Source organism: Paenibacillus tundrae, from assembly GCF_036884255.1.
Taxonomy (GTDB): domain Bacteria; phylum Bacillota; class Bacilli; order Paenibacillales; family Paenibacillaceae; genus Paenibacillus.
In genome coordinates this window covers 3483766-3510073 of sequence record NZ_CP145605.1, presented here as the reverse complement: position 1 = coordinate 3510073, position 26308 = coordinate 3483766, and the positions used below count along the sequence as shown (strand labels likewise).

General features: G+C 42.9%; 15 protein-coding genes and 3 pseudogenes. 13 read left to right on the top strand and 5 right to left on the bottom strand.

Going from position 1 to position 26308, the window contains the following annotated elements; all coding sequences use genetic code 11:
• Window positions 1-130 precede the first annotated feature (130 nt).
• On the top strand, window positions 131-2116 hold the full coding sequence (locus tag V6W81_RS15705) for a glycoside hydrolase family 127 protein (protein ID WP_338539651.1): 1986 nt from the start codon (window positions 131-133) through the stop codon (window positions 2114-2116).
• A 167-nt stretch (window positions 2117-2283) separates the two neighbouring features.
• Here V6W81_RS15705 and V6W81_RS15700 read toward each other — a convergent pair whose 3' ends face one another.
• Window positions 2284-3207 (bottom strand): helix-turn-helix transcriptional regulator, encoded by a 924-nt coding sequence (locus V6W81_RS15700; RefSeq protein WP_338539650.1) that lies wholly within the window; start codon window positions 3205-3207, stop codon window positions 2284-2286.
• Window positions 3208-3345: 138 nt separating this feature from the next.
• Between V6W81_RS15700 and V6W81_RS15695 the strand changes: the two are divergent.
• Window positions 3346-3656: pseudogene (locus tag V6W81_RS15695) on the top strand (arabinose transporter permease); the annotation flags it as partial.
• Window positions 3657-3896: 240 nt separating this feature from the next.
• A complete protein-coding gene (locus V6W81_RS15690; RefSeq protein ID WP_338539649.1) occupies window positions 3897-11228 on the top strand; it encodes a DUF5695 domain-containing protein in 7332 nt (2443 codons plus the stop codon).
• Between the two features lie 103 nt (window positions 11229-11331).
• Here the strand turns inward: V6W81_RS15690 and V6W81_RS15685 are convergent, their stop codons facing one another.
• A complete protein-coding gene (locus tag V6W81_RS15685) occupies window positions 11332-11883 on the bottom strand; it encodes a glutathione peroxidase (protein ID WP_338539648.1) in 552 nt (183 codons plus the stop codon).
• Window positions 11884-12174: 291 nt separating this feature from the next.
• Between V6W81_RS15685 and V6W81_RS15680 the strand changes: the two are divergent.
• The 3 genes and pseudogenes from V6W81_RS15680 to V6W81_RS15670 form a co-directional block, all read left to right on the top strand.
• A pseudogene (locus tag V6W81_RS15680) lies at window positions 12175-12306 on the top strand (alpha/beta fold hydrolase); the annotation flags it as partial.
• Window positions 12302-12929: pseudogene (locus V6W81_RS15675) on the top strand (IS3 family transposase); the annotation flags it as partial. The pseudogenes V6W81_RS15680 and V6W81_RS15675, both read left to right, overlap by 5 nt.
• Window positions 12930-13252: 323 nt before the next feature.
• The gene (locus tag V6W81_RS15670) at window positions 13253-14161 is read left to right on the top strand and encodes an AAA family ATPase (protein ID WP_338539647.1); all 909 of its coding nucleotides are present in this window, start codon (window positions 13253-13255) and stop codon (window positions 14159-14161) included.
• 977 nt (window positions 14162-15138) lie between these two features.
• Here V6W81_RS15670 and V6W81_RS15665 read toward each other — a convergent pair.
• A complete protein-coding gene (locus V6W81_RS15665; RefSeq protein WP_338539646.1) occupies window positions 15139-15615 on the bottom strand; it encodes a hypothetical protein in 477 nt (158 codons plus the stop codon).
• Between the two features lie 204 nt (window positions 15616-15819).
• Here V6W81_RS15665 and V6W81_RS15660 point away from each other — a divergent pair, with 204 nt between their 5' ends.
• Entirely contained in the window at window positions 15820-16254 is a 435-nt protein-coding gene (locus V6W81_RS15660) for a hypothetical protein (protein ID WP_338539645.1), read from the top strand.
• A gap of 57 nt (window positions 16255-16311) precedes the next feature.
• Here the strand turns inward: V6W81_RS15660 and V6W81_RS15655 are convergent, their stop codons facing one another.
• Complete coding sequence (locus tag V6W81_RS15655; protein WP_338539644.1) at window positions 16312-16821, bottom strand: hypothetical protein; 510 nt, start codon at window positions 16819-16821, stop codon at window positions 16312-16314.
• A 314-nt stretch (window positions 16822-17135) separates the two neighbouring features.
• Between V6W81_RS15655 and V6W81_RS15650 the strand changes: the two genes are divergently transcribed.
• Window positions 17136-17630 carry a hypothetical protein gene (locus tag V6W81_RS15650; RefSeq protein WP_338539643.1) on the top strand — a complete coding sequence of 165 codons (495 nt, stop codon included), beginning with the start codon at window positions 17136-17138 and terminating at the stop codon, window positions 17628-17630.
• A gap of 342 nt (window positions 17631-17972) precedes the next feature.
• On the opposite strand, the gene V6W81_RS15645 is transcribed toward V6W81_RS15650, so the two are convergent.
• A complete protein-coding gene (locus V6W81_RS15645) occupies window positions 17973-19295 on the bottom strand; it encodes a hypothetical protein (RefSeq protein ID WP_338539642.1) in 1323 nt (440 codons plus the stop codon).
• 329 nt (window positions 19296-19624) lie between these two features.
• Here V6W81_RS15645 and V6W81_RS15640 point away from each other — a divergent pair, with 329 nt between their 5' ends.
• From V6W81_RS15640 to V6W81_RS15620, 5 genes are all read left to right on the top strand, one after another.
• On the top strand, window positions 19625-20389 hold the full coding sequence (locus V6W81_RS15640; protein WP_338539641.1) for a pentapeptide repeat-containing protein: 765 nt from the start codon (window positions 19625-19627) through the stop codon (window positions 20387-20389).
• Between the two features lie 85 nt (window positions 20390-20474).
• Window positions 20475-21362 (top strand): RCC1 domain-containing protein, encoded by an 888-nt coding sequence (locus V6W81_RS15635; RefSeq protein ID WP_338539640.1) that lies wholly within the window; start codon window positions 20475-20477, stop codon window positions 21360-21362.
• Window positions 21363-21678: 316 nt separating this feature from the next.
• Window positions 21679-23643 (top strand): beta-glucoside-specific PTS transporter subunit IIABC, encoded by a 1965-nt coding sequence (locus V6W81_RS15630; protein ID WP_338539639.1) that lies wholly within the window; start codon window positions 21679-21681, stop codon window positions 23641-23643.
• 51 nt (window positions 23644-23694) lie between these two features.
• Window positions 23695-25137 carry a glycoside hydrolase family 1 protein gene (locus V6W81_RS15625; protein WP_338539638.1) on the top strand — a complete coding sequence of 481 codons (1443 nt, stop codon included), beginning with the start codon at window positions 23695-23697 and terminating at the stop codon, window positions 25135-25137.
• 16 nt (window positions 25138-25153) lie between these two features.
• Window positions 25154-26005, top strand: coding sequence for a PRD domain-containing protein (locus tag V6W81_RS15620; protein WP_338539637.1), 852 nt, complete (start codon window positions 25154-25156; stop codon window positions 26003-26005).
• Window positions 26006-26308: the final 303 nt, after the last annotated feature.

Here is a 26308-nt window from a genome sequence, read left to right as displayed (position 1 = left end):
TTCTGATCATGGTTATTTGCTGCCGTCGTAGAAGGTTGTAATTATGTAAATTTCAGTTGTAAATGATGATTTCGCGCTGATGTAATGATTTGTAAAATAAGGATATTAAGTAGAACAAGGAGAGGTTCTCATGACAAAACCAGATGTCCGGCATCATCCTCAGACACCAGTCTATAGTCATAAAATTAATGATCCATTCTGGTCACACTATATTGAGTTGGTGCGCAGTGTGGTTGTTCCTTATCAATGGGAAGCGCTCAATGACCGTATTGAAGGAGCAGAACCCAGTCGGGCTATTCGAAATTTCCGCATTGCAGCAGGGGAGGAAGAGGGTGTTCATTATGGCATGGTGTTTCAGGACAGCGATGTTGCGAAATGGATTGAGGCAGCGGCATACCTCCTCTCTGCGAAGCCCGACCCTGAACTGGAAGTCCTTGTGGATTCCGTTATTGAGACCATAGCCCGGGCACAGCAACCCGATGGTTATCTGAACACGTACTTTACCTTGCGTGAACCCGGAGCGCGCTGGACGAATCTCGCCGAGTGCCATGAACTATATTGTGCAGGACATATGATTGAGGCGGGTGTGGCGTATTATCATGCCACGGGTAAGCGTATGCTCCTGGATGTAGTTATTCGCCTAGCGGATCATATAGGCACTGTGTTTGGTGCTGAACCGGGACAATTGCCAGGTTATGATGGGCATCAGGAGATTGAACTTGCGCTCTTCAAACTGTATGAAGCGACACGGGAAAAGAAATATCTTGAATTGAGCCGTTATTTTCTGGATCAGCGCGGAGCGAGTCCGCATTTTTTTGTAGAGGAATGGGAAAAACGGGGGCGTACCATACATTTTAGCGAGTTGGACATGGTTCACCGGCACACTTACTCCCAGTCCCATCTCCCCGTTAGGGAGCAGTCAACAGCAGAAGGCCATGCTGTTCGACTGGTTTACATGTGTGCAGCTATGACGGATGTAGCTGCTGAGACGGGAGATACATCACTGAGAGAAGCCAGTGAACGGTTGTGGAGCAACATTGTAAGCAAGCGAATGTATATTACGGGAAGCATTGGTTCATCAGCCAAAGAAGAAGCATTTACAGGCGATTATGATCTACCGGGAGATACAGCCTACGCAGAGACCTGTGCCTCAATTGGCCTGATCTTTTGGGCGAAGCGCATGTTACAGCTGAATCAAGATAGCCGGTACGCGGATGTTATGGAGCGAGCCCTATATAATACGGTGATTAGTGGAATGTCCCTGGATGGTCAACGCTTTTTCTATGTAAATCCACTTGAAGTCGATCCGGAGATTCAACGTCTGAATCCTAATTATGCCCATGTAAGAACACGTAGGCAAGGGTGGTTCGGTTGTGCCTGCTGTCCACCGAACATTGCACGATTACTCGCCTCATTGGATCAATATGTATTTACCCCGGTTGTGGAACAAGCTACGTTATATGTGCAGTTGTACATTGGCGGAGAAGCAGAATTCACACTTGAGGATAGAAGAGCAAGGCTAACCATGGACTCTGACTATACTTCCACCGGAGAAGTGAAGCTGATTGTTCGACCCGACTCCTCGGAGGGAATGGAGTTTACAGTAGCTCTGAGAAAACCGGACTGGTGCGTGAATCCCGAGCTGTGGATTAATGGGGAGAAAACAGATCAGGATGGGTTTATTCTTGAATCCGGTTATATGAAGGTGACCCGTACGTGGAAATCCGGTGATGAGATCAGGCTTCACTTCCCTATGGAATTGCTGCGAATGAAAGGGCACGATCACATCAGAGCCACTTTCGGTAAAGTAGCCTTACAGCGGGGACCGTTTATGTATTGTCTCGAAGAAGTCGATAATGGCCGCGGATTGCATCGCATTCAGTTGCCCCGGAAGACCCAGTTTTCTATTGGTAGCGGGGGGCGGATGCCTCTGGGGGTTCCGGCACTTACAACGATTGGACGGCGAATGGTATCCGATGATGACTGGGGAACACATTTATATCGCAGTGATGTTCAATGGGATATCCAGCCAGCCGAGCTTCGCTTCATTCCATACTTTACTTGGGCCAACCGGGATGAAGGAGAAATGAGCGTTTGGATTCGGGAGTGCGAATAAAGGGACTATCTAACAGGATGATAGAGTGTGAGTGAACAAAACTGGCTAGGTAAGCTTACGTTGAAAAGTAATTCTTTAATTGATAAGCAAAGAGGGAAGCGTCTGATACACTCAGAGATCGCGTTGCAGGATAACGTAATATCTGGTGAGCGGACGCTTTTTTATTTTCAGAGCATCCGTCCAGAATGAGTCGTTGATTTAATTTCTGTGTTGTTGAACTTGCTCCGGAAGTTGGAAGGAGAGATACCCTCTCTTTTGGCAAAACATGAAGAGAAGTAGGATACGTGATTGAAGCCAATCTCTTCTGCGATCCGGGCAACGGGCCAGGCGGTTTGCAGCAGCAGCTTTTTGGCCTGTTCAATTCTGTAATGTAGCAGATATTCCATAGGTGTCATCCCATACACTTTCAGCATGCTGCGTGCGAGATAGTTTGGATGGTAGTTGAGTTCCTTTTGCAGCATCGGATTGGAGATCGGTAGAGGGTAATTGCGACGGATATAGAGTTCAACTTTCTCGGCAATCCGGATGGCAGCAACGTCGGTTAGTGAGGACAGTCCAAGGTCCAGGTGCTGCATAAACTGCTGAAAAGTCGCCTGCCGTTTCCAATTGCGCATGGACTGAGGCTCCTGATCGAGCTGAGAGAAATGCTCTAACAGTTCCATATCTTTAGTTGTAATACGCATATGTTTGGGGATGAAGATGGAACAGACATCACAGTGATTCAGATACGCACTTACCTTGTGTGTCTGAATTAGTTCGGCTTGATTAGCTAAGCATTCGTCCATGTTCGAAGACTCTCTCCAGCTGCCATAGGTTTGAAAATGAATCCAGATCATTTCCGTTTCTGTCTTACAGGCAGCGTAGCCGTAGTGATGACCATCGGGCTTAAGTATGAGTGCTTCTCCTTGCTTCAGAAGCCATTCTGTCCCGTTCTCACTAATGGCGAGTGAACCGCGCGTAACGACAATTAGATCGAAGACACCAATGTCACTGCGACTGATGTGATATTCACCGGCTTCGTAATAAGCACGTCCACAATCAATGAAATAAGGAATAGGTGGAGTGATGAAATGAAGAATGGGCGAGTCCAATCCGGCACCTCCGATCAGGTTGAAATATTTAAAATTCATGTTGGCATCGATCATTTATTTTTCATGATACAACAAGTATCATTGAAAATAAAGCGCTTACGAAACTGAGTTTTCTATTCTCAAACGGCTCCTGTATGAATTGAAGGGTGTACCGAGTTTGGTATCTTTTTCCGCATTATGGTGCCACTTATGGCACCGGCGTTTGGTGCAATTGCATCTTGCGGGCCATGAACAGCCGGAATAACTTTCTGTGGCCACTCATCGTGCCGCGGACAATGGGACAGTTCACCCTACCGATTGGGCTGGCTTCCTTCGTATCCCCATTAGGCAATCATTATGAGGAACTGATCTCAGGAGCCGTATTTGCCATTGTTTCCATCTTGATTCTGCTTCTATTCTTTCAGCGCTACTTCATCTCAGGGCTCACAGTCGGTGAGGTGAAAGGTTAATGCAAACTCCCTTCTATGCGACCCAAAGGATGCCCCAAGCTTTATTTAAGTTTGTATTGACCCTGCTTCGAACAAGGGGGTATTCAATGGTCATCTGAAGGAATGCTTCTACTCTCGCCGAAAGCATGAACGTCATTTTCTATGGATCGGTCAGAAGTATTTCGTAGAGGGCACTTTACTTACCGGTTTAAAAGAATTAATCGCCTAATGCATATGATCACATATATACAGGAGGTTATTATGACAATGATTTCGAAGAAGTGGAAGTCGCTAATGATCGCGCTCTCACTGGCATTTTCAAGTCTGCCATTACAGGTTAGCGCGCTGCCAGAGGTCGCAGCGGCTGCAGTAAAGAACGATATTTCCAATGCCAACCTATCTGCCAAAGTTGGGGACTTAGGCCAGATCGAAGAGCTCTATATCAACAATAACCCTACCAATAAACAGGGAAAGCCAATCAATTTCGTCCTACCTAACACTACTTCACCGCAAAATGGTACTCAGCACCAGTGGATGGGTGAAATGATCTTCTCTTACCGTACGGGTGCTAGTGGACAATTCCCTGACAACAGAGACGGCTTTGTAGAAGTGGATACCAATAAGACATTGGCCGCTGGAGGATCTACACAATATTCGACGATCAATCCTAATAACCCCTATATTAACAAGTTAGCATCAGCAGATGGCAAGAAGGTAGAAGTCAACTTTATCGGACAGAACCTGGACTCTACGGTTCAGCGGGTAATGAAGGGCTTCGATGTGAAGTCAGTTTTTGATATGGAGACCAATGACGGTTCAATGCTGTGGGAAATTACGGTGAAGAACAAGAGTAACCAGTATATAGAATTCGGGGATATTGGCTTGCCGATGCCTTGGAATAACAAATACCAGACCTTATCTGATACTTATGATGACCGTGTGACAGTGCATAATTTTGCAGGTGCTGATAGTGGATATTCTTATGCCATCCGCACCAGTGGTGAGGGGAACTTTATGCTCTTCACTCCGGTGCCGGAGAGCGGTGCTCGGATCGAATATGTGGATTATTGGATGCATGAGGCGGGAGAGTTACGTGCTGCAGATACATTTAAGAATTGGACCGGGGACAGTGGCGGTTGGTATCCAGGGTTGAACGTTCTCTATATCCACTCCAAAGATGTTCAAAAAACAGGACGCGGTTACTATACCGATGCTTCCAGTCTCGTTCTCGGGCCGGATGAGTCCAAGACGTATAAGTTCAAATTCTCAGCGATCCGTGGAGGCGACAATACGCCGCAGGAAAGTGCCCAAAGCCCTAATAACAGCTCGACCTCAATGGAAGACCGTGAAGCCAATCTCCGCTCCATTCTATATAAATCAGGCATGATTGATGCCGTAGCGGTGCCGGGCTTCCAGACTGCGATTAATATGCCTGTAAAGCTTGATCTGCACTATGACGACAGTATCGTTGATGTACAGTCCATCGATATTCTGAATGTGGATGAGAATGATCCGTTTGACGAAGCGCATATTCCGGATATCAAGCCTGGGAAGAGTAGGCAGGAAATGGTTGACAACTCACGTAGCGGACGGGGACTGCCTAATGGGAATCCCGGCTATAACGAGTCAATTGAGTTTGTGGAGACTAAAATTGTAAATGGTGAGCAGCATCATATCTATTCCCTTCAGTTTGATTCGATTGGCAACAACAGCGTGCGTGTTGAATATAAGCTGAAGGAAGGCAGCGAATGGGTGGATAAATTCACTCAATTTGAATTCAATGTTCTAGCCGAACTGGATGCAATCTCGGACGCCCACTCCGAATTCATGGTCGAGCAGACACAGGACATGAACCCGGAAAGTCCGACTTATGGTAACTATTTCGATTGGTATCTTTCAAGCGGCAAGGATCTCAACATAAACCATTGGGGGGATGACTGGAGCCATGACAACATCAACTTCATGACAATGAAGAACTATCTGGAACCTAACCCGGATGAAATTCGCTCTATCGAGACATACCTGATTGACTTCATGTGGGAAAGATACATGAAGAATACGCAGGATAGCTACATCGTTGCAAACTGGCTAAAAGATTCTGGGGCATATACGGACAAAGATAAGCCCTATACACGTACATTCTCCGAAATCATGGAAGCTACCGGATTCTTCAACATGTACCGGATTCAGAAGGCGTATCCTAATCTCATCGAGTATCGGGAATCACCTCAGTTTTATCTGGAGAAGGCATATAACATTTATTATAAGCGTGTTTCAACCGGAGCCATCGGATTCTATGGCGAGCAGCAAATCCCAGATATGATTGAAGCACTGAAGGAAGAGGGGATGCAGACCGAGTCAGCCAATCTGCAGAAGAAGTTTGCCCTCGATAAGGGAAGAAATATGACGAGAGCCGCGTATCCATACGGATCCGAATTTGAATATGATAATACCGGCGAAGAAGGGGCTTATGCAGCAGCGAAGGCGCTGCGTACGTACTATCCAACAGACACGCTTACAGGTGCTGCAGAGAAAAGTATGGAAATGGCCGACTGGAAAACACGTGCCATGCGCGGGATACAGCCTACCTGGTTCCATTATTCAGTGCCTGTCTTCCGCGGCGGTGAAGGTTGGTGGAATTTCCAATACACTGCGTCTTTAGCAGGATACATTATGGATGATTGGCTCCGATATGAGAATGATGGCAGGACGGTGGAGCAGAAGGCAATTGCACAGCAGCGTAATTACGCTGCGAAGATTTCGAACTTCAATGCTGTCAATATGGGTCAGATTTCCGCTAATTCAGTTGGCAGCACCTCTTGGCGATATTCGATGTATAAGGGAGGAACAGGAACTAAAGACGTATACGATGGCGGCTCACGCGTCATGAGTAATGGCTGGAATGACTTTTCGGGCGAATCGGAAGAAGGACTCTATGGTTCCCTACTCAGCATCAGCTCCGATATTGTGACAGATCCCGTATTTGGGCTGTTCGGATATGGGGTGCTGGTGACTGACGAAGGAGACAGCTACAACATTACACCGAAAGACGGTTTCGGTAAACGGATCAATCTGATCGATGAGAAAATCTATTTGGAGCTCGAAAGCGATAAAATAGAAAGCGCACAAATTCAAAAAGACGGTAAGGGCTACACTCTTCAACTTCTCAACGTTTCCGGAAAAGAACATACCTCACGGATTTCGTTCGATGGCGCAGGGATGGAGAATGGCTATTATACGATGAAGCTGAATGGTGAAAAAGCCGGACAGTTCTATGTTAAGAATAATGCAGGCGTTGCGATGTTCCAAATGAGCAGCGTGCAACAAGCTGAATTGTCCATTGAAAAATCAGCCGGCGGTGAAAATGAAGCTCCGCAAATGACTGTTGAATTGGCGACACAACACCCGCAGGCGTTAATTCCATTTATGCTGAATGGAATTGTAACCGATGATGGCGCGCCAGAAGGGACACTGTCGTATCAATGGGAAGTCGTCAGCGCTCCGGAAGGCGGCAAGCTCACCTTTAATCATCCGAAAGCAAGCATTACACAGGCTACAGGTACGAAAGAGGGAACATATACAGTTAAGCTTAGCGCAAGTGATGGAACACTGACTGGTTCCAGTCCGGTAACCTTTGAGTTGGCTGCTCCACCTGATAAACAGCCTCCAGCAATTGGCCAGGCGACTGCGGTTCAGGATGTTAGCAATAACAGTATCGTGGTATTGTCTGGTGAGGCTATTCCTGATCCTGTGCATGGCGAGGCAGGAGAATCGCAGTTAAACTACACTTGGACCGTGAAGCAAAAGCCTGAGGGTTCAGCTGATATTTCTTTTGTGGATGGTGATAAGGCATCGGCCTATGCGCGTGTAAGTAAGGCAGGCACTTACGTGTTTACTTTCAGTGCGGCAGATGGAGACAAGAAAGCTAGCAAGGATGTAACTCTTGAGATTAAGGAAGATACAGTTGCTGTTTACCGGGCACTCAGTGTAGTGACCAAGAAGGATATTGCACCACAACTCCCTAAACAAATTTATATTCTGTCAGAGGACGGCTACGTTCAGCAGGACATTACTTGGGATGTTATTGATCCAAGCAGCTATGCGAGTCCAGGGCAAGTTGAAATCAGAGGAAACGTCAATGGTAGTGCATTGGAGGTTTGGGCTACCGTATATGTCGTAGATAAAGGATTACAGAATGCAGCTCTCACAGCTAAAGCCTCCGCCAGCTTCTCTGGTGGCGACGGCTATCCGGAAGCGATGAATAACGGTATTGAACCTAAGAGCTCAGCAGATTTTTCACCGAACCGCGGTGCCGCCAACAGTGCATGGCATAACTGGGGAAGAGAAGGAGATCCGGCATGGGTGACGTATGAATGGGATCAGCCATTCCTGGCCACTTCGATGGATGTATATGTATTTCAGGACAACGGCGGGAACTTCCGTCCGAAGGATATACAACTTATGCTCCGCGGCGAAGATGGGAAATGGTACACCCCGCGGGACATTAAGGGACTGGGCAATGAACTTAATAAATTCAATACAACGACCTTTGAGCCTCAATACATTACAGGTGTCCGTATGGACATGAAGCCTTCCGTTAATGGTATCGGTATTCTGGAGTGGAAGGTAAATGGTTATACTGGCGCTGTAGAAGATAAGTCAGAACTGATCAAGGTCTATAACTATGTAAATACATTAAATGCTTCGAACTTTATAGGTTCTGGCCTGTCGCCCATTGAAGCGGCGAAGACAGAAGCTTCTGCTGTAATCAAGAATATGAATGCCACAGACGGAGAAATAAAGATGGCGCTGGAGAAACTGCTGACGGATTTGACTCTGCTGAGCCCGAAAGATGGCAATATGGCCCTCCTCGCCAATGCTTCTTCCAGCTACACGTCTCCTTGGGAGAGTCTGGCCGCAGTGAATGACAGTAAGAAGGAAGGCAACAACATCCCGCATTGGGGAACCTGGGGTCATGAAGGCGCAGAGGAGTGGGTGCAATATGAATGGCCGCAGGGTGCCTCCATCCGCAGTTCTGATCTGGTGCTGTGGTCAGACGCGGGTGGGATTAAGCCGCCTACCCAAATTAAGTATTCCTACATCCCAGCAGATAGCGCTACGAATGAATGGGTAACCGTAGGAACGATTACGGAAGGAATTATAGTGGTTGAACATTCTGCTGCAGAATCCTCCAATCCGTACACGCTTGATCCGGCGCTGGAGGTAAAGGCACTGCGGGTTACCTTGACTAAGCAATCACGGGCAGGAGATAACGGTGTAGGCTTATGGGAATGGGAAGTTCACCAGGCGGTATCTATGCCTGATCGTGAAGCTCCAGTCACACCTACCGGGGTGGCACCGTCGGTTCTCCATGGAGAAGACGGCAAACTGCTTGGTGTTACAAGTGAAATGGAGTATAAGAAAGAAGGCGAAGAAGAATATACTGCAATTGCAGGAACGGAGGTTGCGAACCTCACCGCTGGTAAATATTATGTCCGGTATATGAAGACCGATTCGCTGAGCGCCAGCCTGGATAAGGAAGTCTTTATACCAGAAGGGCAGACACAGGAGCAAGCTGCACCCGATGCGAGTGGCTGGGTAATCTCACACGCCAATTCGGATACTGAGACAAAAGGTAAAATTGAGGGTTTGAATGATACGATGGAATACCGGAAACTGGGGGAAGCGGATTATACGCCTGTAACAGGTACAACGATCAGTGATCTGAACCCTGGCAGTTATCAAATTCGGTATGCAGCCACAGATAGCCTGAAGGCAAGTCTGCCGGTAAGCGTAGATATTCGCAATGAAGCCAAGGAAGACAGAGAGCCCCCAACAGCGGAAGGACTGATCATTACACCGCCTACAGTAGCAGGCGGAAGTGATGGCAGAATTGAAAATGTGACTGCCGATATGGAGTACCGGAAGACGGATCAAGGTGATTATATGTCTGTCAGTGGAACCAGCATTGAAGGCCTGGAGGCAGGCAGTTATGATCTCCGGTACGCCGGAACGGATCTAACCAATCCTAGCCCTACTATTCTAATCATCGTCCCTGTAGGAACTAAACAGGAGCAGAATCCACCGTCCAGTCAAGAGGTCATGGCTGTAAATGTCAGTGCAGTGGGTGTTAAGGACGGTAAGATCACTGGTGTAAGTCCTGCGATGGAATACCGGCAAGAGGGAGGAGACGCTGTAAAGTGGGATGCGATTACAGGCACAGAGGTTAGAGGTCTTGGCAACGGAATCTACGAAGTGAGATATAAAGAAACGGCAACTCATTATGCGAGCCCATCCCTTACTGTCGTTATCAGCAATCCAGTTATCAATCCAGAACCGACAATAACACCGCCTTCAACGCATTCACCTGTGTCAGTCACTGCACCTACTCCGACTCCAACTGTAACTCCTGAAAACATAAAAGTCGAAGGGAATTGGATTAAGATTTTGGCACCAAAGACGGATAGCAAAACCGGTATAGCTAAAGGAGCATCCATCCGGCAGGCACACATTAATAAGGCTATTGATCATGCGCAAGCGAATGGAGGTAATGTTAAAACGCTTGTAGTGGAAATGCCGAAAGCAACGGGAGCCAGTTCCTATGCAGTCGAGCTTCCTGCAGCTACGCTAACCGCAGATCATGGCAACATCAAGATAGTGATTAACACGGAATTTGGTACCATTACCGTGCCTTCTAATATGCTGAAGTATGTATCAGGTGCGAAGAATGTAGAACTGGCAATAAGCCAGTTAGATCCTACAAAGCTTCATTCAGAAGTAAAATCTGTGACAAACGACAAGCCTGTTATTGCATTTACTGTTCACTTAGATGGAGTAGAAATGGTAGCCCTGAATGCTCCGGCTGAAATCAGAGTGCCTTACACTCCTCGTGTTGAAGAATTAGCTAATTCCAAATACCTTACCGTTTCGTATATGGCTGCAAACAGTACGTTTGTAGAGCTACTGAATGGCAGATACGATAGCGATTTACAAGCCATGGTTTTTACAGCTGCAAATACAGGTGAATATGCAGTTGTGTATACTAAGAAGTATTTCAATGACGTTATTAAGGATTCATGGTATGCACCAGCTGTTCAAACAATGGCGTCCAAAGGATTCATCGAAGGGACATCAGCAACAAGCTTTAGTCCCGGCCGACAGGTCACAAGGGGTGAGTATCTAGCCTGGCTAGTAAAGACACTGGGGCTTAAAGCGGAACTTAACATCACATTTGATGATGTTGAGCTAGAAGACCTCTATTATGAAGAAATCGGAATTGCAAAAGCACTCGGAATCGCCCTGGGCTCGAATGGCAGCTTCTATCCGGAAACGGAAATTACTAGACAAGATTTGGCTGTGCTGACCATGAGAGCTTTGCGGGCAGTGGAGAAAACCGAGCTGAATAGTACAGCAGAGGATCTCAAGAGATTTGCCGATGCCGTAAATGTAGCCAAGTACGCAGTTGATGATATGGCTGCAATGGTTAAAATGGGTCTCATCAATGGGCGAAGCAATGCCACCTTGAGTCCTACTGGAATGACAACCAGAGCAGAAGCTACTCAGGTTCTCTATAAGATTTTCTTGCAATTATAATCAAAGAAAACGATCTTGATCCTGTTTCTTCTAGGGTCAAGATCGTTTTCTTATTCAGGAAATGCTGTCTTTAACCGACAAAAAAGTTTAATACATTGTTCAACTACTTTGTTAGCAACGATTTAATTATTGGCTCTATTTCAAGTGGTTCAGTTGTGGTCTCATATCTCCCGTGCACATGACCGTCACGATCGATCAGAAACTTAGTGAAGTTCCACTTAATCCCGTCACCCATATATATATCAGGGAACTTCTCGTTTAGAAAATTCTTCATCCATTCCCCGCTGGCGGTTTCAGTATCGAAACCTTGAAATGGCGCTTGAGTTGTTAAAAACTGGAAAATGGGATGGGCGTTTTGGCCCCTAACTTCAATCTTTTCGAATAACGGAAACGTTAACTTGAACAGATTCTCACAATAAGCTTTCACTTCCGAATTATCCCCGGGTTCCTTCTCATTAAACTGATTACACGGAAATGCGAGAATTTCCAAACCATCATGATGGTACTTTTCATACAACTGCTGAAGAGTCGTAAATTGGCGAGAATAGCTACATTTACTTGCTGTATTAACAACAAGTAAAACTTTCCCACGGAATTTTGTTAAATCAGCTGGCGTTCCATCTATGGTATGGATCTTCATATCATAAAAAGACATCTGAATCATCCTCCTATTATATTCAAATGGTTACATATCCATCTTAAGCTAACTAAACCCCATTGGAGAAATATATAATATCAATTACTTACATAGGTAAATCCTATATCGAAATATTTGATGTACTTGAACTCATCTTCGGTTGGGGAACTTACGTTCTTTACATACGAGGTATATGAGGTTTATATTACTAACTAATAGAACGGAAACGTAGATCTGTTTGCTTAATTAAATAACGAGATTTTTCTATTTTACGAGCAAATTAAAGATTGCTTAATTGGAGGAGAATGTATGCCATATTGTAAACTTAAGCATGCCAATATATATTACGAGGAAATGGGTACAGGTAAACCGATTATAATGATTCATGGTTTTTCACCAGACCATCGGTTAATGAGTGGGTGTATGGAACCTATTTTTGAAAAGAATTCGTCGTATCATGCAGAAGTACAACATCGTTTGTCCGATTCGAAAAGCAAATCCCGCACGTCGTATGGCTAAAGCTACCAAAGAACATCGAACTTGTCCCAACACGTTAAAACGAGCCTTTAAACCAGGGAGTGCTGGTAAGGTGCTCTTAACCGACATCATATATTTAACTTATGGGACAACCAAGCGAGCCTATCTTTCGACGATTAAAGATGCTGAAACGGATGAGATTTTAGCCTGAAGTCTCCGCTTCTCTAGGTTTGGACATAGCGATCGAAACGTTGAAACAACTCAGAAAACATCGCCATCTCACTCCAGATGCCTTGATTCATTCGGATCAAGGGTTTCACTACACCCATCCAAAGTTCCAAAAGCTTGTGAAACAAATGGGGCTAAATCAATCCATGTCACGTCGAGGAAACTGTTGGGATAACGCTCCACAAGAGTCCTTCTTTGGGCATTTTAAAGATGAAACGAATTTCAAAACATGTATGACCCTGGATGAGGTTAAGCAAGAAGTGAAAAGCTACATGATTTATTACAATCATTATCGAGGTCAATGGAACTTAAATAAGCTGCCGCCTGCACGATGCAGACAGCAGCTTGAAGTAGCCTAACCTTTTTTAAATTGTCCTTGACAAGGGGTACAGATCAAAATGCATACAATCCCTTTTGTATACCTTTTAAGACAGTAACGAACGTAAAAATTATATTAGACTGTCATTAAGTTAACGGGCAGATTAGAACAACCAAGATAAGATAAGTAGATTTCGTCTGCTATAATACCTACATCGACTATGAATGGAAAGGGATTGAGCAATCAATGCTTTTAGAAGAGGAAGCTCCCACATTATTGAGGGAAGTTTACTAGTTGAAAACTTCAAATTGAAACTGAAGAGAAAACATAAGAGCAGGTTAGATGAATTACGGAGGAATGAAAATGTATTTAGATAAATTCATATTGCCTATAGATGAAGAATCCTCATTGATAGAACAAAGAATGGCATACAATGGCGGTAGGTTTGGATATGTCGACGAAACTTACCCATGTGGCATTTTCTCAAAAAATCGGTTTTCCGAATTGAGCTTTTCAAAAATCACAATTTTATATGGAGGAAACGGCTCGGGGAAAAGCACACTTCTAAATCTCATAGCGAATAAATTGGAACTAAATCGTATTGCTCCATTCAATTCAAGTGAATTGTTCAGTTCATATGTTGAACATTGTAAATTTGAACTTGGACTTGACGACGAGGGATTTAAACATCGAATTCCAAATGGAAGCAGGATAATCACAAGTGACGATATTTTTGATTATATGCTTACAGTCCGCACAAACAACGATGAAATCGTGGATAGCACAGAAGATATAAGATCGGAATGGGGAAATCTGAAGTTCGGCAATACAGTGAAAATGAATAGTATGGATGATTATGAAGCATTGAGGTTACAGGTGCTCTCAAGAAAAAAATCAATTTCACGCAGGGAGTTTATTCGCAGAGTCGCCGGCACCGAAATTAAACTGAACAGCAATGGGGAGACCGCCCTGAGTTATTTTAATTCCAAGTTTAAAAATGACACATTATATTGTTTGGATGAACCGGAGAACAGTCTATCTCCTAAAATGCAGCTTGAACTTGTCAAAATGATAGAGGAAATGGCTCACTATTGCGGATGTCAATTTATCATTGCAACGCACTCACCTTTTTTACTGGCGATGGACTTTACAAAAATATATGATTTAGAAGCTAATCCAGTCGACATAAAGCAATGGTGGGAATTAGAAAACCCCAAAGTGTACTTTGATTTTTTCAATAAGCATAAAGGGCTGTTTCTACACAATAAGTAGAGAAACAAGATTTGAACAAAAATATATCCAGCGCGTATATTAAAAAAAATTGAGCTTATTTATTTATCGCTGATTACGCTAAAAACGGGGAACGTTAGTCGAAAACATCATGGAGCAGTTCACCGGCTGGTAGCTGCTGTTTTCAACTAGCGGACTGATAATAGGGATCGTTGCATAAATGCGCGGAACTGTTTTTTCTGAATAGAATCAAACTATTATATTGAAAAATGAGAGGAGCATTAATAATGAAAAAGAAGAATACGATTGTTGCAGCGCTTGCTACGTTTAATCTCCAACATGCACTCTTGCCCTACAAGCAACCATGCCAGAAAATAGAATCGTCTGTCTTGAAATATATATAGTCAGTTTCTATGAACCCGTGTCCAGCCCTAACCTCAAATAACTTACTAGTGCCCTTAATCATCTCATAAACCTGATCAATTCGCCTAAGATCGGCCGATTCATTTTCTTCCAGCTCCTTGGCTTTACACCATAAATACTGATTAAAGAGCATCAGATCCGCGCAGTGGCTTTCTATACCTTGTTTTTCCATAACAGTCCAATATAGTTCTACATCTGATCTATCCTCCTGCCAATAGGCTTCTATGATAGTCATAAATCGATCTGAAAGGCTATTTAGGTATACAAAAAAGGATCATCAGCATTTCTGCTACGATCCTTATTGTCAGCCCGCTAGTTGAAATCAGCAGCTGATCACTGTGATGCCTTCTAAAGTTTTATTAAGCTAACGTTTTCCGTTAGCTTAATAAGGCTACGTTAGCTAGGAATCACTTTGTACAAAGTAAATGCCGTAATAAAAAATCTGTATCGTATCAGCACTTACAACATCTAAATTATCAACAGTTTTCTCATCAGAAATGGAGAAGTCCTTTTTTCTTGGCTACCTTATTAAAAGTTCCGAAAGGATTAATTATACTGTCGAGAATTTCTTGGCCTCTCTTAATATCATCTTCTAGCTAATTATCCGTATACTTCCATTCGTGAATCGACGTACCTTTAGTAACTTCACCTGTCACTGTGTTGATCTCTAAAGGTTCTACTAAAACCTTCCATCCATTTTCGCTTTTGAAAACTTTATATGGGAGTGGTGGTGACTGTTTGTACCCTTGTCCTGCATATTTTTGAATTACATAAAGTTGAACTTCATTACTGTTGATTTGTGTACTTTCTACAATTTCATACCCAGAAGTAGGATTGATTTTCAAATCCTTTACATATCCTCCTTCACGACTTTTCTCATCTAAATAGTTTGTATCTTTTGAATAGAACATCATTCCCTCTGCATCCTTAGCAATGTAAGCATCGAAGTACTCAGTTGCTGCCTCCATCGGAGTTTGGGCAATAACTCTTTCCGCAGTTGTAGTCGTCGCTACTAAAATCGAACCACCAACAATTCCAGCAAGTAAAAGCGGTACTAATTTTTTCACCTTCATAGACTGAGACTCCTTTTTGATGTTAAATTCCCTAACTAAAGAGTTGGCAATGCTAATCATATTTTTCTTTAAGTCTACTAATTATAACGGAGTAGATTACTAGAAAGTTGGAGATAGTTAGGAAGTTTTTTTATTGTCCGCAAAGGTATAGTTTAATTATCTAAGGTTTATGATATTCATAAGTAAACTTTAGTGGAGGAAACCATGAAAAAGAAAATGCTTCTTGCTTTGTATTTAATTTCAATGTTTGTATATGTGAATTCGGTAAATGCAGAACCATTAAAAGTGGAGGAAAAAATATCTGATAATAAGACGGTGAACTTTAATCCGCTTTACGCAAGTATTCCTGGAAATTTAGAAATTTTCACTAAAAAAGTTGGTGGTTCATTTGTGATATTTTACTTGTCAGATACTGACTCTGTTCTAAGTCTTTCTGAGAGCTATTATCATGGAAAAGAAATAAATCGATCAGACCGCACGGAGATCATAATAAAAAATGGGGTTAAGTATCATTATAGCCCATTTAGAAATCATCCTGGTGGTATGCTAACTTGGATTAAAAATAATATTTTATTTGAAATGAGTAGTGTACAATTTGATAAAAATACAATGATATACTACGCTACTACAGTCAAGTAAAAAATAAAGAATGCCAGGACGTTGTTCTCGTCCTGGCATTCTTTACTTTTTATAAATTTATTGGTATGCATACCCGTCCACAGTAATCCAGAAACCACCATCAGTATCATTATTGGTATGTGACTCAATAATCACTTGATAAGTTCTACCTGGAACTGCATTACTTACATCCCAACTTCTCCCTTTAACATCTTCAGTAAAAGTCTTACTCCATAAAACGTTTCCTGTAGTAAAGTCTGTAACTTTTAAAGTGAAATAGGCGGGTTCACCATCATGAATTCCTACCATCTGCACATCAGTAATTTGAAATGTTTTTACGCCACTGTTTGTATAAACACTTGCACCATCGTAATCCCCTATGTTGCGAGGTCTAACACTGTAAGGCCCCCACTTTTTAACTGCTTGGGTTTCAAATTTAATTTTTGGCGTTTCGACTTCTTTTACAACCAATTGTGAGGATACATCTTCAGAAGATTCAGCATAAGAAGGATTTACAGAGGTGCTCAACAGCAAAAATGCAAATAACAAGGCAAAGGCAATTTTGTAGTTTCTAGAGAAGATTAACATTGATTAAATAACTCCTCGATTTCTTGAAATTGTTACCTTACAATAACAAATATATCCATATATCAAATCTTGGTATATAGGTATATACTACTATCTTTTTGCTATTATCTCGTTGTGTCTATTTTTAAATAAGCTTAGTTAACGCTAATCTTATTTTCTGTCCATAAAGGTATAACTTTAGGGACAGTATCGAACGGAAAAATTATATTAGACGGATGACATCATTAAGCTAAAGTGCAGGATAGCATAATTCCTTATCTTAGCAACCTTCCCCCATATTCTAACGTCGATAACTCATGAAAAGGGGGATTATTATGAAAAAAATATTAATTACATTGATAGCCATTTGCCTCATTTTAACTGGATGTTTCTCTGGTCAAACGGGAAATGAGCAAGTGAATGTGAATGATAAAGAGAAGAAACTTGCGACGGAAAACGAAAATAATCTTACTTTGGATAAAGTGACAGCCGCTTTGAAAACTGAGGGAATTGAAATGTTTAAAGAGGAACCGAATAATAATTGGGTATTAAATAACGTTAACGCCAACAGGTTTTCTGTATCCCGACCAAATGTAAAAGAAGTTTATAAAGAGTACATTTCAGTATACATTTTTAGTTCAGAGGCAGCTCGAAAAGAAGGCCTTAATGATTTCAATCATCAAAAAGAAAAGTATGATATGCAAATACCAAACATCTATGAATACAAAAATGTTCTTATTCTGTATTGGCATCATGAAAACGCAGACAATTCGAAGAATGCGAAATTTAACAAACAAATTGAAATGGCAATTCAAAAGATGTATGCTTAGGAGTTCGACATTAAGCTACGAGAAGCGGTAGTTTAGTAAAAAAAGAATCAACGTGATTACCTGCGGTTTACAACTAACGGGTGGACAATTGGGATCGTTGCAGAATTGCTATCGATCCTTTTTTTATATACCTTTAGGGATATTGGATAGTAAAGTAATTTGGCATTTACTTGGAGTTGTATTAATCATCAGCAGGTACTCTAAACATAAAACCAATTGGTGGGATGTATCCAGCCATTTTAGATTATGATATTGCGGATGCTAAAAATACAAAATTGGCATGTGCAAAATCTAAGGCAGCCCTGCGCGAGAGCATTCATGAGACTGCCTAGATTTGTGAGGTTACAGGCTATAATTGATGCCTTCACCAGCGCCTGTGCGGGCGTTGATGTAGACGCGAGAAACGCCTTCGATCCCTGTGACGGGAAATGCATATACGAGCTTGTCGTTGTGGATTTCCAGTTTTGGCTTACCGGAAACCTTTACTATTGAGCTAAGCTTCATGGAAGCTTGCTCCATTGTCAGCTTCGGATGAAGTGGGAAGGTTTTATTGTAATGAGAGAAATAACGATACGCATCAAAGCTCTTCAACGCACCAGTACGCGAATCAAATTGCCATACAACTTTCATCTGTGGAATGGGAACTTGCTCCCGAACTGGAATATACGTGAGAAAAATGGAGGTATCATTTAACTTTTTCGCTACTAATGTCATACTTTCGTCAGACCAACGCGACATCCAGTTGTCGGCAACCGCGACAGCTTGCTTGAAGTCCATAGATTGCTTTACAGCTGCTTCATTAGAGATCGAGCCGTTGCTTGTTACTTGGAGCACGTGTCCGCTTTTACTCAGCGTTGCAGTATAGGAGCTGGTTGATTTCCCATTGGTGTCCGATAAATTGAAATCCATAACTTCTCCGTACTGGGGGCTACTCCCGCCAGAGGACATGTGGACGATTTGCTTACCTACGCCCTTATTCCATGCCTCGCCCATGAAAATTTTCGCTTTGGCTGCAAGCTCTGTTGCCTTATAAGTGGTTTCACCAGCGAACACGGTTCCAGGCTTCGGAGGTATGTAAGGATTCTGGTTGTACAGGAACTCGTTAAAAGCTTTATTGCCATACGTAGAGACTGAGTCGAGTTGAGACAAAGCCTCTTCCATTTCGGTCGAGACCTGTTGTACATCTGATATAGAGGAGTAAACAGCTTTATATCTCATCTGTTCGAGATACGGCAGAGCGGTCTTTGCAAACTTTCTCAGACGCTCAATTTGTTCTAATTGATCCGCGTTGAGCGAGATTTCCTTTTCGCTGGCAGGATAAGCCAAATAACGGCTGGCGTCCGTGATAAAGGACTCAAATGACCCATTTTGAAAGTTCATTGTAACGGATCCGATTCTTACATATTGCAAGATATAATTGGCGTTTTCAATCGCAGATTGAAGTGCTGCTTGCCGATCTGTAATTGAAGATGCTGCAAGGGACTCCGCAAGCGCATAGTCAAATTCACGCAAGTAGATCGACTGCATATACGACCAGTATTGCGTATTGCTCTGTTGCTGCTGCTCAAATTGTCGTTTACTCTGATGCTCTGTTAAGCTGAAATACGCGCCCGCCAATGTCGTGACGCAAAGCAGAGTAATGATGGATTTACTGAGAACGTTCATGTCAATTAAAACTCCTGTCTTTGTCTTCATAATGCTTGTAAACTTTAACAAAGATGAGAACACAGTTTAATGAGTAAATTATACCAATACAAATCGCTAGTCTAACGAACCGTGTTTTAAGCACTTAGGAGGAACTATGAATCAGAAAGAATTTGAATCTGTCATCAATCTGCCTGCAAATATACGTTATGAATACTTCATTAAAAAAGTGGTAGATTCAGAAGAAGTGTGAGGCTTTATTAGATGTTGATACGCTTATTGAGGATTTAAAATCAGAACTTGAAAAATACTAACAATAATCTAAACGAAGAAATTATAGGGTGATAGGGATGAGAAAATTTGAGTCAGGAATATCGGTAGATAATGAATTGTTTACTGATATTGTCAGGTATGGACACGAAACGATAAGTGGATCAACCATAATAAACTCGAATGTTGGCTCGCCGATATTTTGGAGCTGTAACCTGCATCATCTAGTATTTGATACCTGCGATCTTACGAATGCGAAATTTTTTGCCGGTAGTACGATTGATGATTGTACATTTATTCGTTCCGACTTGCGCTCAGTTGGTATTGCCCAAGACGAAGCTATTTTCACCAATTGCGAATTTTCCTCCTGCGATATGAGAGGCATGACATTGGAGAATGCTACGTTTATCGACTGTACTTTTGTTAAATGTAGATTCAATGACCGGATATTACAAGCGGCAAAAATCGTCAATTGTTCCTTTACCGGCAAGCTAGTGGATATCACGTTTGAGGGAAATGGCAGACAAAAGCTAATCGCCAATTTTGAAAACTGTATCCTTGATGGTGTTCGTTTTGTGGGCTGTGACCTGACACAATGTATTTCACCAAAATCCAAAAATCATCTGTATGTTGAACAGGTATCCGCACGTGTGAAAAATGCTTTGACGAAGATTGAGGATGACAATAATCTATCTGACGATGATCGGAAGGTACTGGTACGTAGTCTGCGCAAGCTTGAGCAGATGGAACAATATATTTTCAACACCGCACATATGAAGAAAATATATGGTGATGTTTTTGTTGAGCGATTCTTCAGTAGTCTAGAATGTAACAATTTTAGTTGAACGAGATGACTCTCGCCTAAACGGATGAATTATTGTTGAGCTAACGGAGAATTGACAGAATTTTAAATTGTTGTGGAGGCAAAATATGGACTACAATTCACGAAAGGAAGCGGAGTTTGAGACGATACGTTTACGTAACGTTACCATAGCGGCGGGTCGTCGTCATACGGTTGGTCTTATTTCTGATGGAACGGTAACGGCAGTAGGTGATAATAAACACGGTCAATGTAATGTAAGCGATTGGTGTGGTATCGTCACAGTCGTTGCTGGTAATGTACATATGGCGACAAACACGGGAAATGCCCATACCGTTGGTCTTATATCTGATGGGTCTGTAACGGCCGTAGGTTGGAATAAGCATGGCCAATGCAATGTAAGCGATTGGAGCAATATTGTAACAGTTGCAGCAGGTTGGTGTCGTACTGTCGGGGTAACATCAGATGGGTTGGTGGTTGCGGTGGGTCGAAATAATGAAGGTGAATGCAACGTAAGTAGCTGGCGCGATATTGTAGCAGTCACGGCGGGTGACTGGCATACAGTAGGGCTAAAAGTAGATGGCACGGTAACAGCGGTGGGTAACAATAAATATCGGCAATGCAACGTAAACGAATGGAGCAGCATATCGTCTGTTTCGGCGGGGTATCTTCATACTGTTGGACTTAGATCGGATGGCACGGTAGTGGCAGTGGGTAGAAATAATGATGGTGAGTGCGACGTAAGCGGCTGGCGCGATATTGTAGCAGTTGCAGCGGGGAGTTATCACACCGTTGGTCTTAAATCTGATGGTACGCTGGTTGCGGTGGGTTTAAATAAACATCACCAATGCGATGTAAGTGGTTGGCATGACATGAGGGCTGTTTCGGCAGGCTGTGCTCATACTATTGGTCTTAAATCTGATGGTACAATGGTTGCGGTGGGTAATAATGATCATGGGCAATGTGATGTAAGCGGATGGAGCAGCATCCAGTTGTAAATCAAATAGAAGAGAGTGGAGTAATTAAGTTAGATTCATTCAATTTTCAAACCTCCGAGAGGTCTACTCTCTTGTTGCAGTTCTTTTTTTAAAAAAAGTAGAATTATGTCGAAAAAACGGATTGCTAATTAACTTGTTGTGTGATAATATGATCGAGTAAACGTTTACACAAAAAGCAAATTTAATATCAGCAGTGTTTGGCTGTTACTGGTAATGCAGGCATGACCAAAATGATTTTGCATTTCCCTATGTGAATAGGGGAAGGCTTATCGTTTTGGTCTTTTTTATACCCAAAATTTAGAAATGAGGCATAGGTATGGATTATCGCAAGTTGGCACATGAGATTACAGAGTTGGTTGGAAAAAAGGATAATATCGTTCGGCTTACGCACTGCGCGACCCGACTTCGGTTCGAACTGCACGATATCTCCAAAGCGGAAACGGAAAAGCTCAAAGCACTTCCAGGCGTTATTACCGTTGTGAACAATGGTGGGCAATATCAGGTGGTCGTAGGTAATGAGGTGCAGCAAGTCTACCGAGCTATTACTCAGCAGATGGGATCAGCAAGTCGAAGTGAGGGCTCTCAATCTGATTCAAGCAATAGTAAGTCACCAAAACAAAAACATAGCTGGATCTCTAGATTTATTAGCGTAATCTCTACAACATTTACTCCCGTCATTCCGGCAATCATTGGTGCTGGTATGATCAAAGCGATATTGGCTGTACTTGTACTGACAGGTCTCGTAACGACGGAGAGTCAAAACTATTATATCCTTAACACCATTGCTGACGCAGCGTTCTATTTCATGCCTATCCTGCTGGCTTATGGTGCTTCCATTAAGTTTGAAACAAGTCCAATTCTGGCGATGACGATTGCAGGCGTGTTACTGCACCCAGGTTGGAGCGCTCTGATGAGTGAAGGGAAAGATGTGTTTTTCATCGGTGTTCCAGTGCGATTAACCGATTATGCAGGCTCCGTTCTGCCGATTATTATTGTTGTTTGGCTCATGTCTTATATTGAACGTTTCGCAGATCGCGTATCACCTTCGATGATCAAATTTTTCACGAAACCGATGCTTGTGCTTTTGATTACAGCACCACTTGCATTAGTGGCGATCGGGCCTTTCGGAACATACCTGAATGATCTGGTTGCAATGGGCGCAGAAGCAATTAATAACAGAGCGAGTTGGCTGATTCCATTGTTAATGGGAACTTTACAACCATTCCTAATTGTTACAGGTACGGCATGGGCAATGACGCCTATTGCAACGAGTCAATTAACGAAGAGTGGATATGAAATGATCAACGGTCCGGGCATGCTTGCCTCGAATATTGCTCAAGGTGGTGCGACGCTAGCTGTAGCCCTAAAAACAAAAAACAAAAAACTCAAGCAACTCGCTGCCTCATCTGGTTTCACTGCTGTTCTGGGTATCACGGAGCCATCCTTGTATGGCGTAACGCTGAAACTAAAGAAACCCTTGATTGCCGCAATGATTGGTGGTGGAGTAGCTGGGGTGTACGCTGGTCTGACTGGACTAGTACGTTATGCCTTTGTTTCTCCGGGTCTTGCTGCACTGCCTGCCTTCATTGGAAGCAATCCGATGAATATCGTTCATGCCATTGTGACTTGTCTGATCGCCTTTGTCGTGACATTTGCTCTGACATGGGTCATTGGTTTTGAGGATCCAGTGGATGAAGAAGAAGGCGATACAAACGTTAAAGATGACAAGGCGATTTCTGAGCAGCACGTTAAAGAGAACACTTCAGGCACACAGTCTGCTGAAACAACAAATGCTGCTGTACCGGTTCATAATGAATTACGTACACATACGATCGCCAGCCCGTTGCAAGGTGAATTAGTCCATCTAGATCGTGTACCAGACGATGTATTCTCTTTGGGATTACTAGGTAAGGGCACTGCAATTATTCCTGCAAAAGGAGAACTATATGCGCCGATTACAGGTGAAGTCACGGCTTTCATGGATTCCAAACATGCGGTCAAAATAAATGGTTCCGATGGAGAAGAGGTACTCATTCATATTGGAGTGGATACCGTCAATCTGAAGGGAAGACATTTCGACTCTTCTATTAAAGTAGGGGATCGGGTACAACGGGGTGACTTGTTAATCAGCTTTGATATCGAAGCCATCAAGGCAGAAGGCTACGAAGTCATAACCCCGATCATTATTGCCAATTCGGATCGTTTCCCGGATATTAAGCTGGAGAACCAGAGTAGTGTGGAGGTTGGAACGACAATTATCCATCTTTCAAAACAAGCGTAATACAGTCCGTTATACATCATAATCAACATTTAAACTGAAGGAGTGCTTGAGATGTTATATCAACACATCAAACCATTCCCCGAAGAATTTTTGTGGGGTGGCTCTACCTCTGCCTATCAAGTGGAGGGAGCCTGGAACGAAGATGGCAAAGGCCTGTCCGTCATCGATATGTGTGATCATCCGTCTGGAACAGCCGATTTCACGGTTGCAAGTGATCACTACCACCGATTCAGAGAAGACGTGAAGCTTTTTGCAGAGCTGGGTCTCAAGGCGTATCGTTTTTCAATTGCCTGGACTCGAATCTTGCCTTCAGGGACAGGAGCTATCAATGAGAAGGGACTCGATTTTTATCACCAATTGATTGACGAATTACTGCTCCATGGTATTGAACCCATTGTGACCATGTACCATTTCGACTTGCCCTATGAACTAGAGAAAACTGGAGGATGGAACAACCGGGAGACGATAGATGCCTTTGTCGAGTACGGGCGTATCTTGTTTGAGCAATACGGGCATAAAGTGAAATATTGGCTGACCATTAATGAGCAAAATACGATGATTCTCCACCCAGGTGCCATTGGTACACCAAAAGGCGGATGTTTGCCATCTCGTAAGGAACTTTATCAACAAAATCATCACATGTTTGTGGCACAAGGCAGAACGATGCGACTGTTTCATGAAATGTTACCGCAAGGTAAGATTGGTCCTGCGTTGAACATGACTTCGATGTATCAAGCAACCTGCAGACCAGTAGACGCAATCGCTGCACATAACTGGGAGACGATTCGCGGATGGGCATTTCTAGACTTATCGGTGTGGGGACGGTATAATCCATTATTCTGGAGTTATTTGCAGGAACGTGGAATCGAGCTAATTATGGAGCAGGGTGACATGGAGGATATTCAATCGGGTCGTCCCGATCTTATAGCTATCAATTATTATTCGACGGCAACCATTGCCGCCAGCACGGGCGATGCATCGGACGTTTCAGCTCGAGCGGGTGATCAACAAATTATGCTAGGCGAGCAGGGAGTGTACCGCGCTGCGGAGAATCCTTATACAGAAAAAACCAAGTATGGCTGGGTTATTGACCCGATTGGCCTAAGATTGACATTGCGTAAGGTAAGTGAACGATACGGTCTCCCGATTTTAATTACGGAAAACGGCATAGGAGCTCCGGATGTATTGGAAGCAGATTACACGATTAACGACACGTACCGAATTGACTTTATCGAGAAACATCTGGAGCAGATCAAGCTGGCTCTAACAGATGGTGTTGATGTAATCGGTTACTGCCCTTGGTCCGTTATTGACGTAGTAAGCACCCATCAGGGCTATGGGAAACGTTATGGTATGATCTATGTAAACCGTGGTGAACATGATCTCAAAGACTTGAAACGCTTGAAGAAGAAAAGCTTCTCGTGGTATCAGGAGGTCATTAAACAAAATGGTAGAGGTATCGGAAATTCGGATCAGGCGGTCACGAAAGAATAAAGGATCGTGATAAAGCATGAAAGTAATCAAAATATTGAATAACAGCTTGCTGCTGACCAAAGATGAACAGGGACAAGAAGTGATTGTCATGGGTAAAGGCTTGGCATTCAAGGGAAAAGTCGGGGAGCAACTCGATGAAGAGCATATCCAGAAACGATTCATTCTGCTAAATAATCCGTCCGCTCAGGCTTATGTACGAACCATTGAAAAGATGCCGGAATCACATGTGAACGTCATTAACAAACTCATTTCAAATGCCAAAGAAAAGCTCTCACTTGACGATCAAATCTTCTTTACACTTATGGATCACTTATCATTTGCCATAGAACGCTGGAAAAAAGGTGTATCTTTACAGAATCGCATGTTGTGGGAAATCCAGCGGTTTCACCCTGTCGAATTCGAACTAGGCTTGGAAGCCGTCCACATGCTCAATCAGGAACTTGGCATCGAGCTTACGGAAGAGGAAGCGGGAAATATTGCTTTTCATTTTGTTAATGCTCAAACGCATGAACAGAATATGGAGCGCACGATGCAATCCGTCAAAATGTTAAAAGATATTTTCAACATTATCCAATACAGCTTTGATATGCAAATAAACAAAAACTCCATCCATTATGTGAGACTCGTCACTCACCTACAATTTTTTATCCAGCGTTTACAAGAGGGTCGGATAGGCAATTCGCCGAAAGAATTCATCTTCCAGCATATGGTGAAGGAGCATCCACTTGAATACAAATGTGCGGAGATGATCAAAACATATGTGCAAAACATGTTAAATATCTCTATATCAAACGAGGAACTATTGTATCTAATGATTCACATCGCTCGAATTGTGCAGGAAGAGCAAGGGGACGAGCAAAAGGGTTAAAATACAAAGGAGCCGCTATTACAGCGGTTTCTTTGTTGTATTTGAAATTTCAATAATTGCATTCTCACAAAAAGCAAAAGAGGAATTTAGAGAAGGAACTAATAACTAATTGAACATACACTAGTATAGTTTTATAAAATCATGTAAGGTATTCGTAATTGTGAAAGATTCTGAAGAAATGATAGGGTAGTAGGATGAGAAGACTTGAGTCAGGTGTGTCGTTAAACAACGAATTATTTGCTGATATTGTAAGCTATGAACACGAAACGATAAGTGGAACGACCCAAATAAACTCAAATGTTG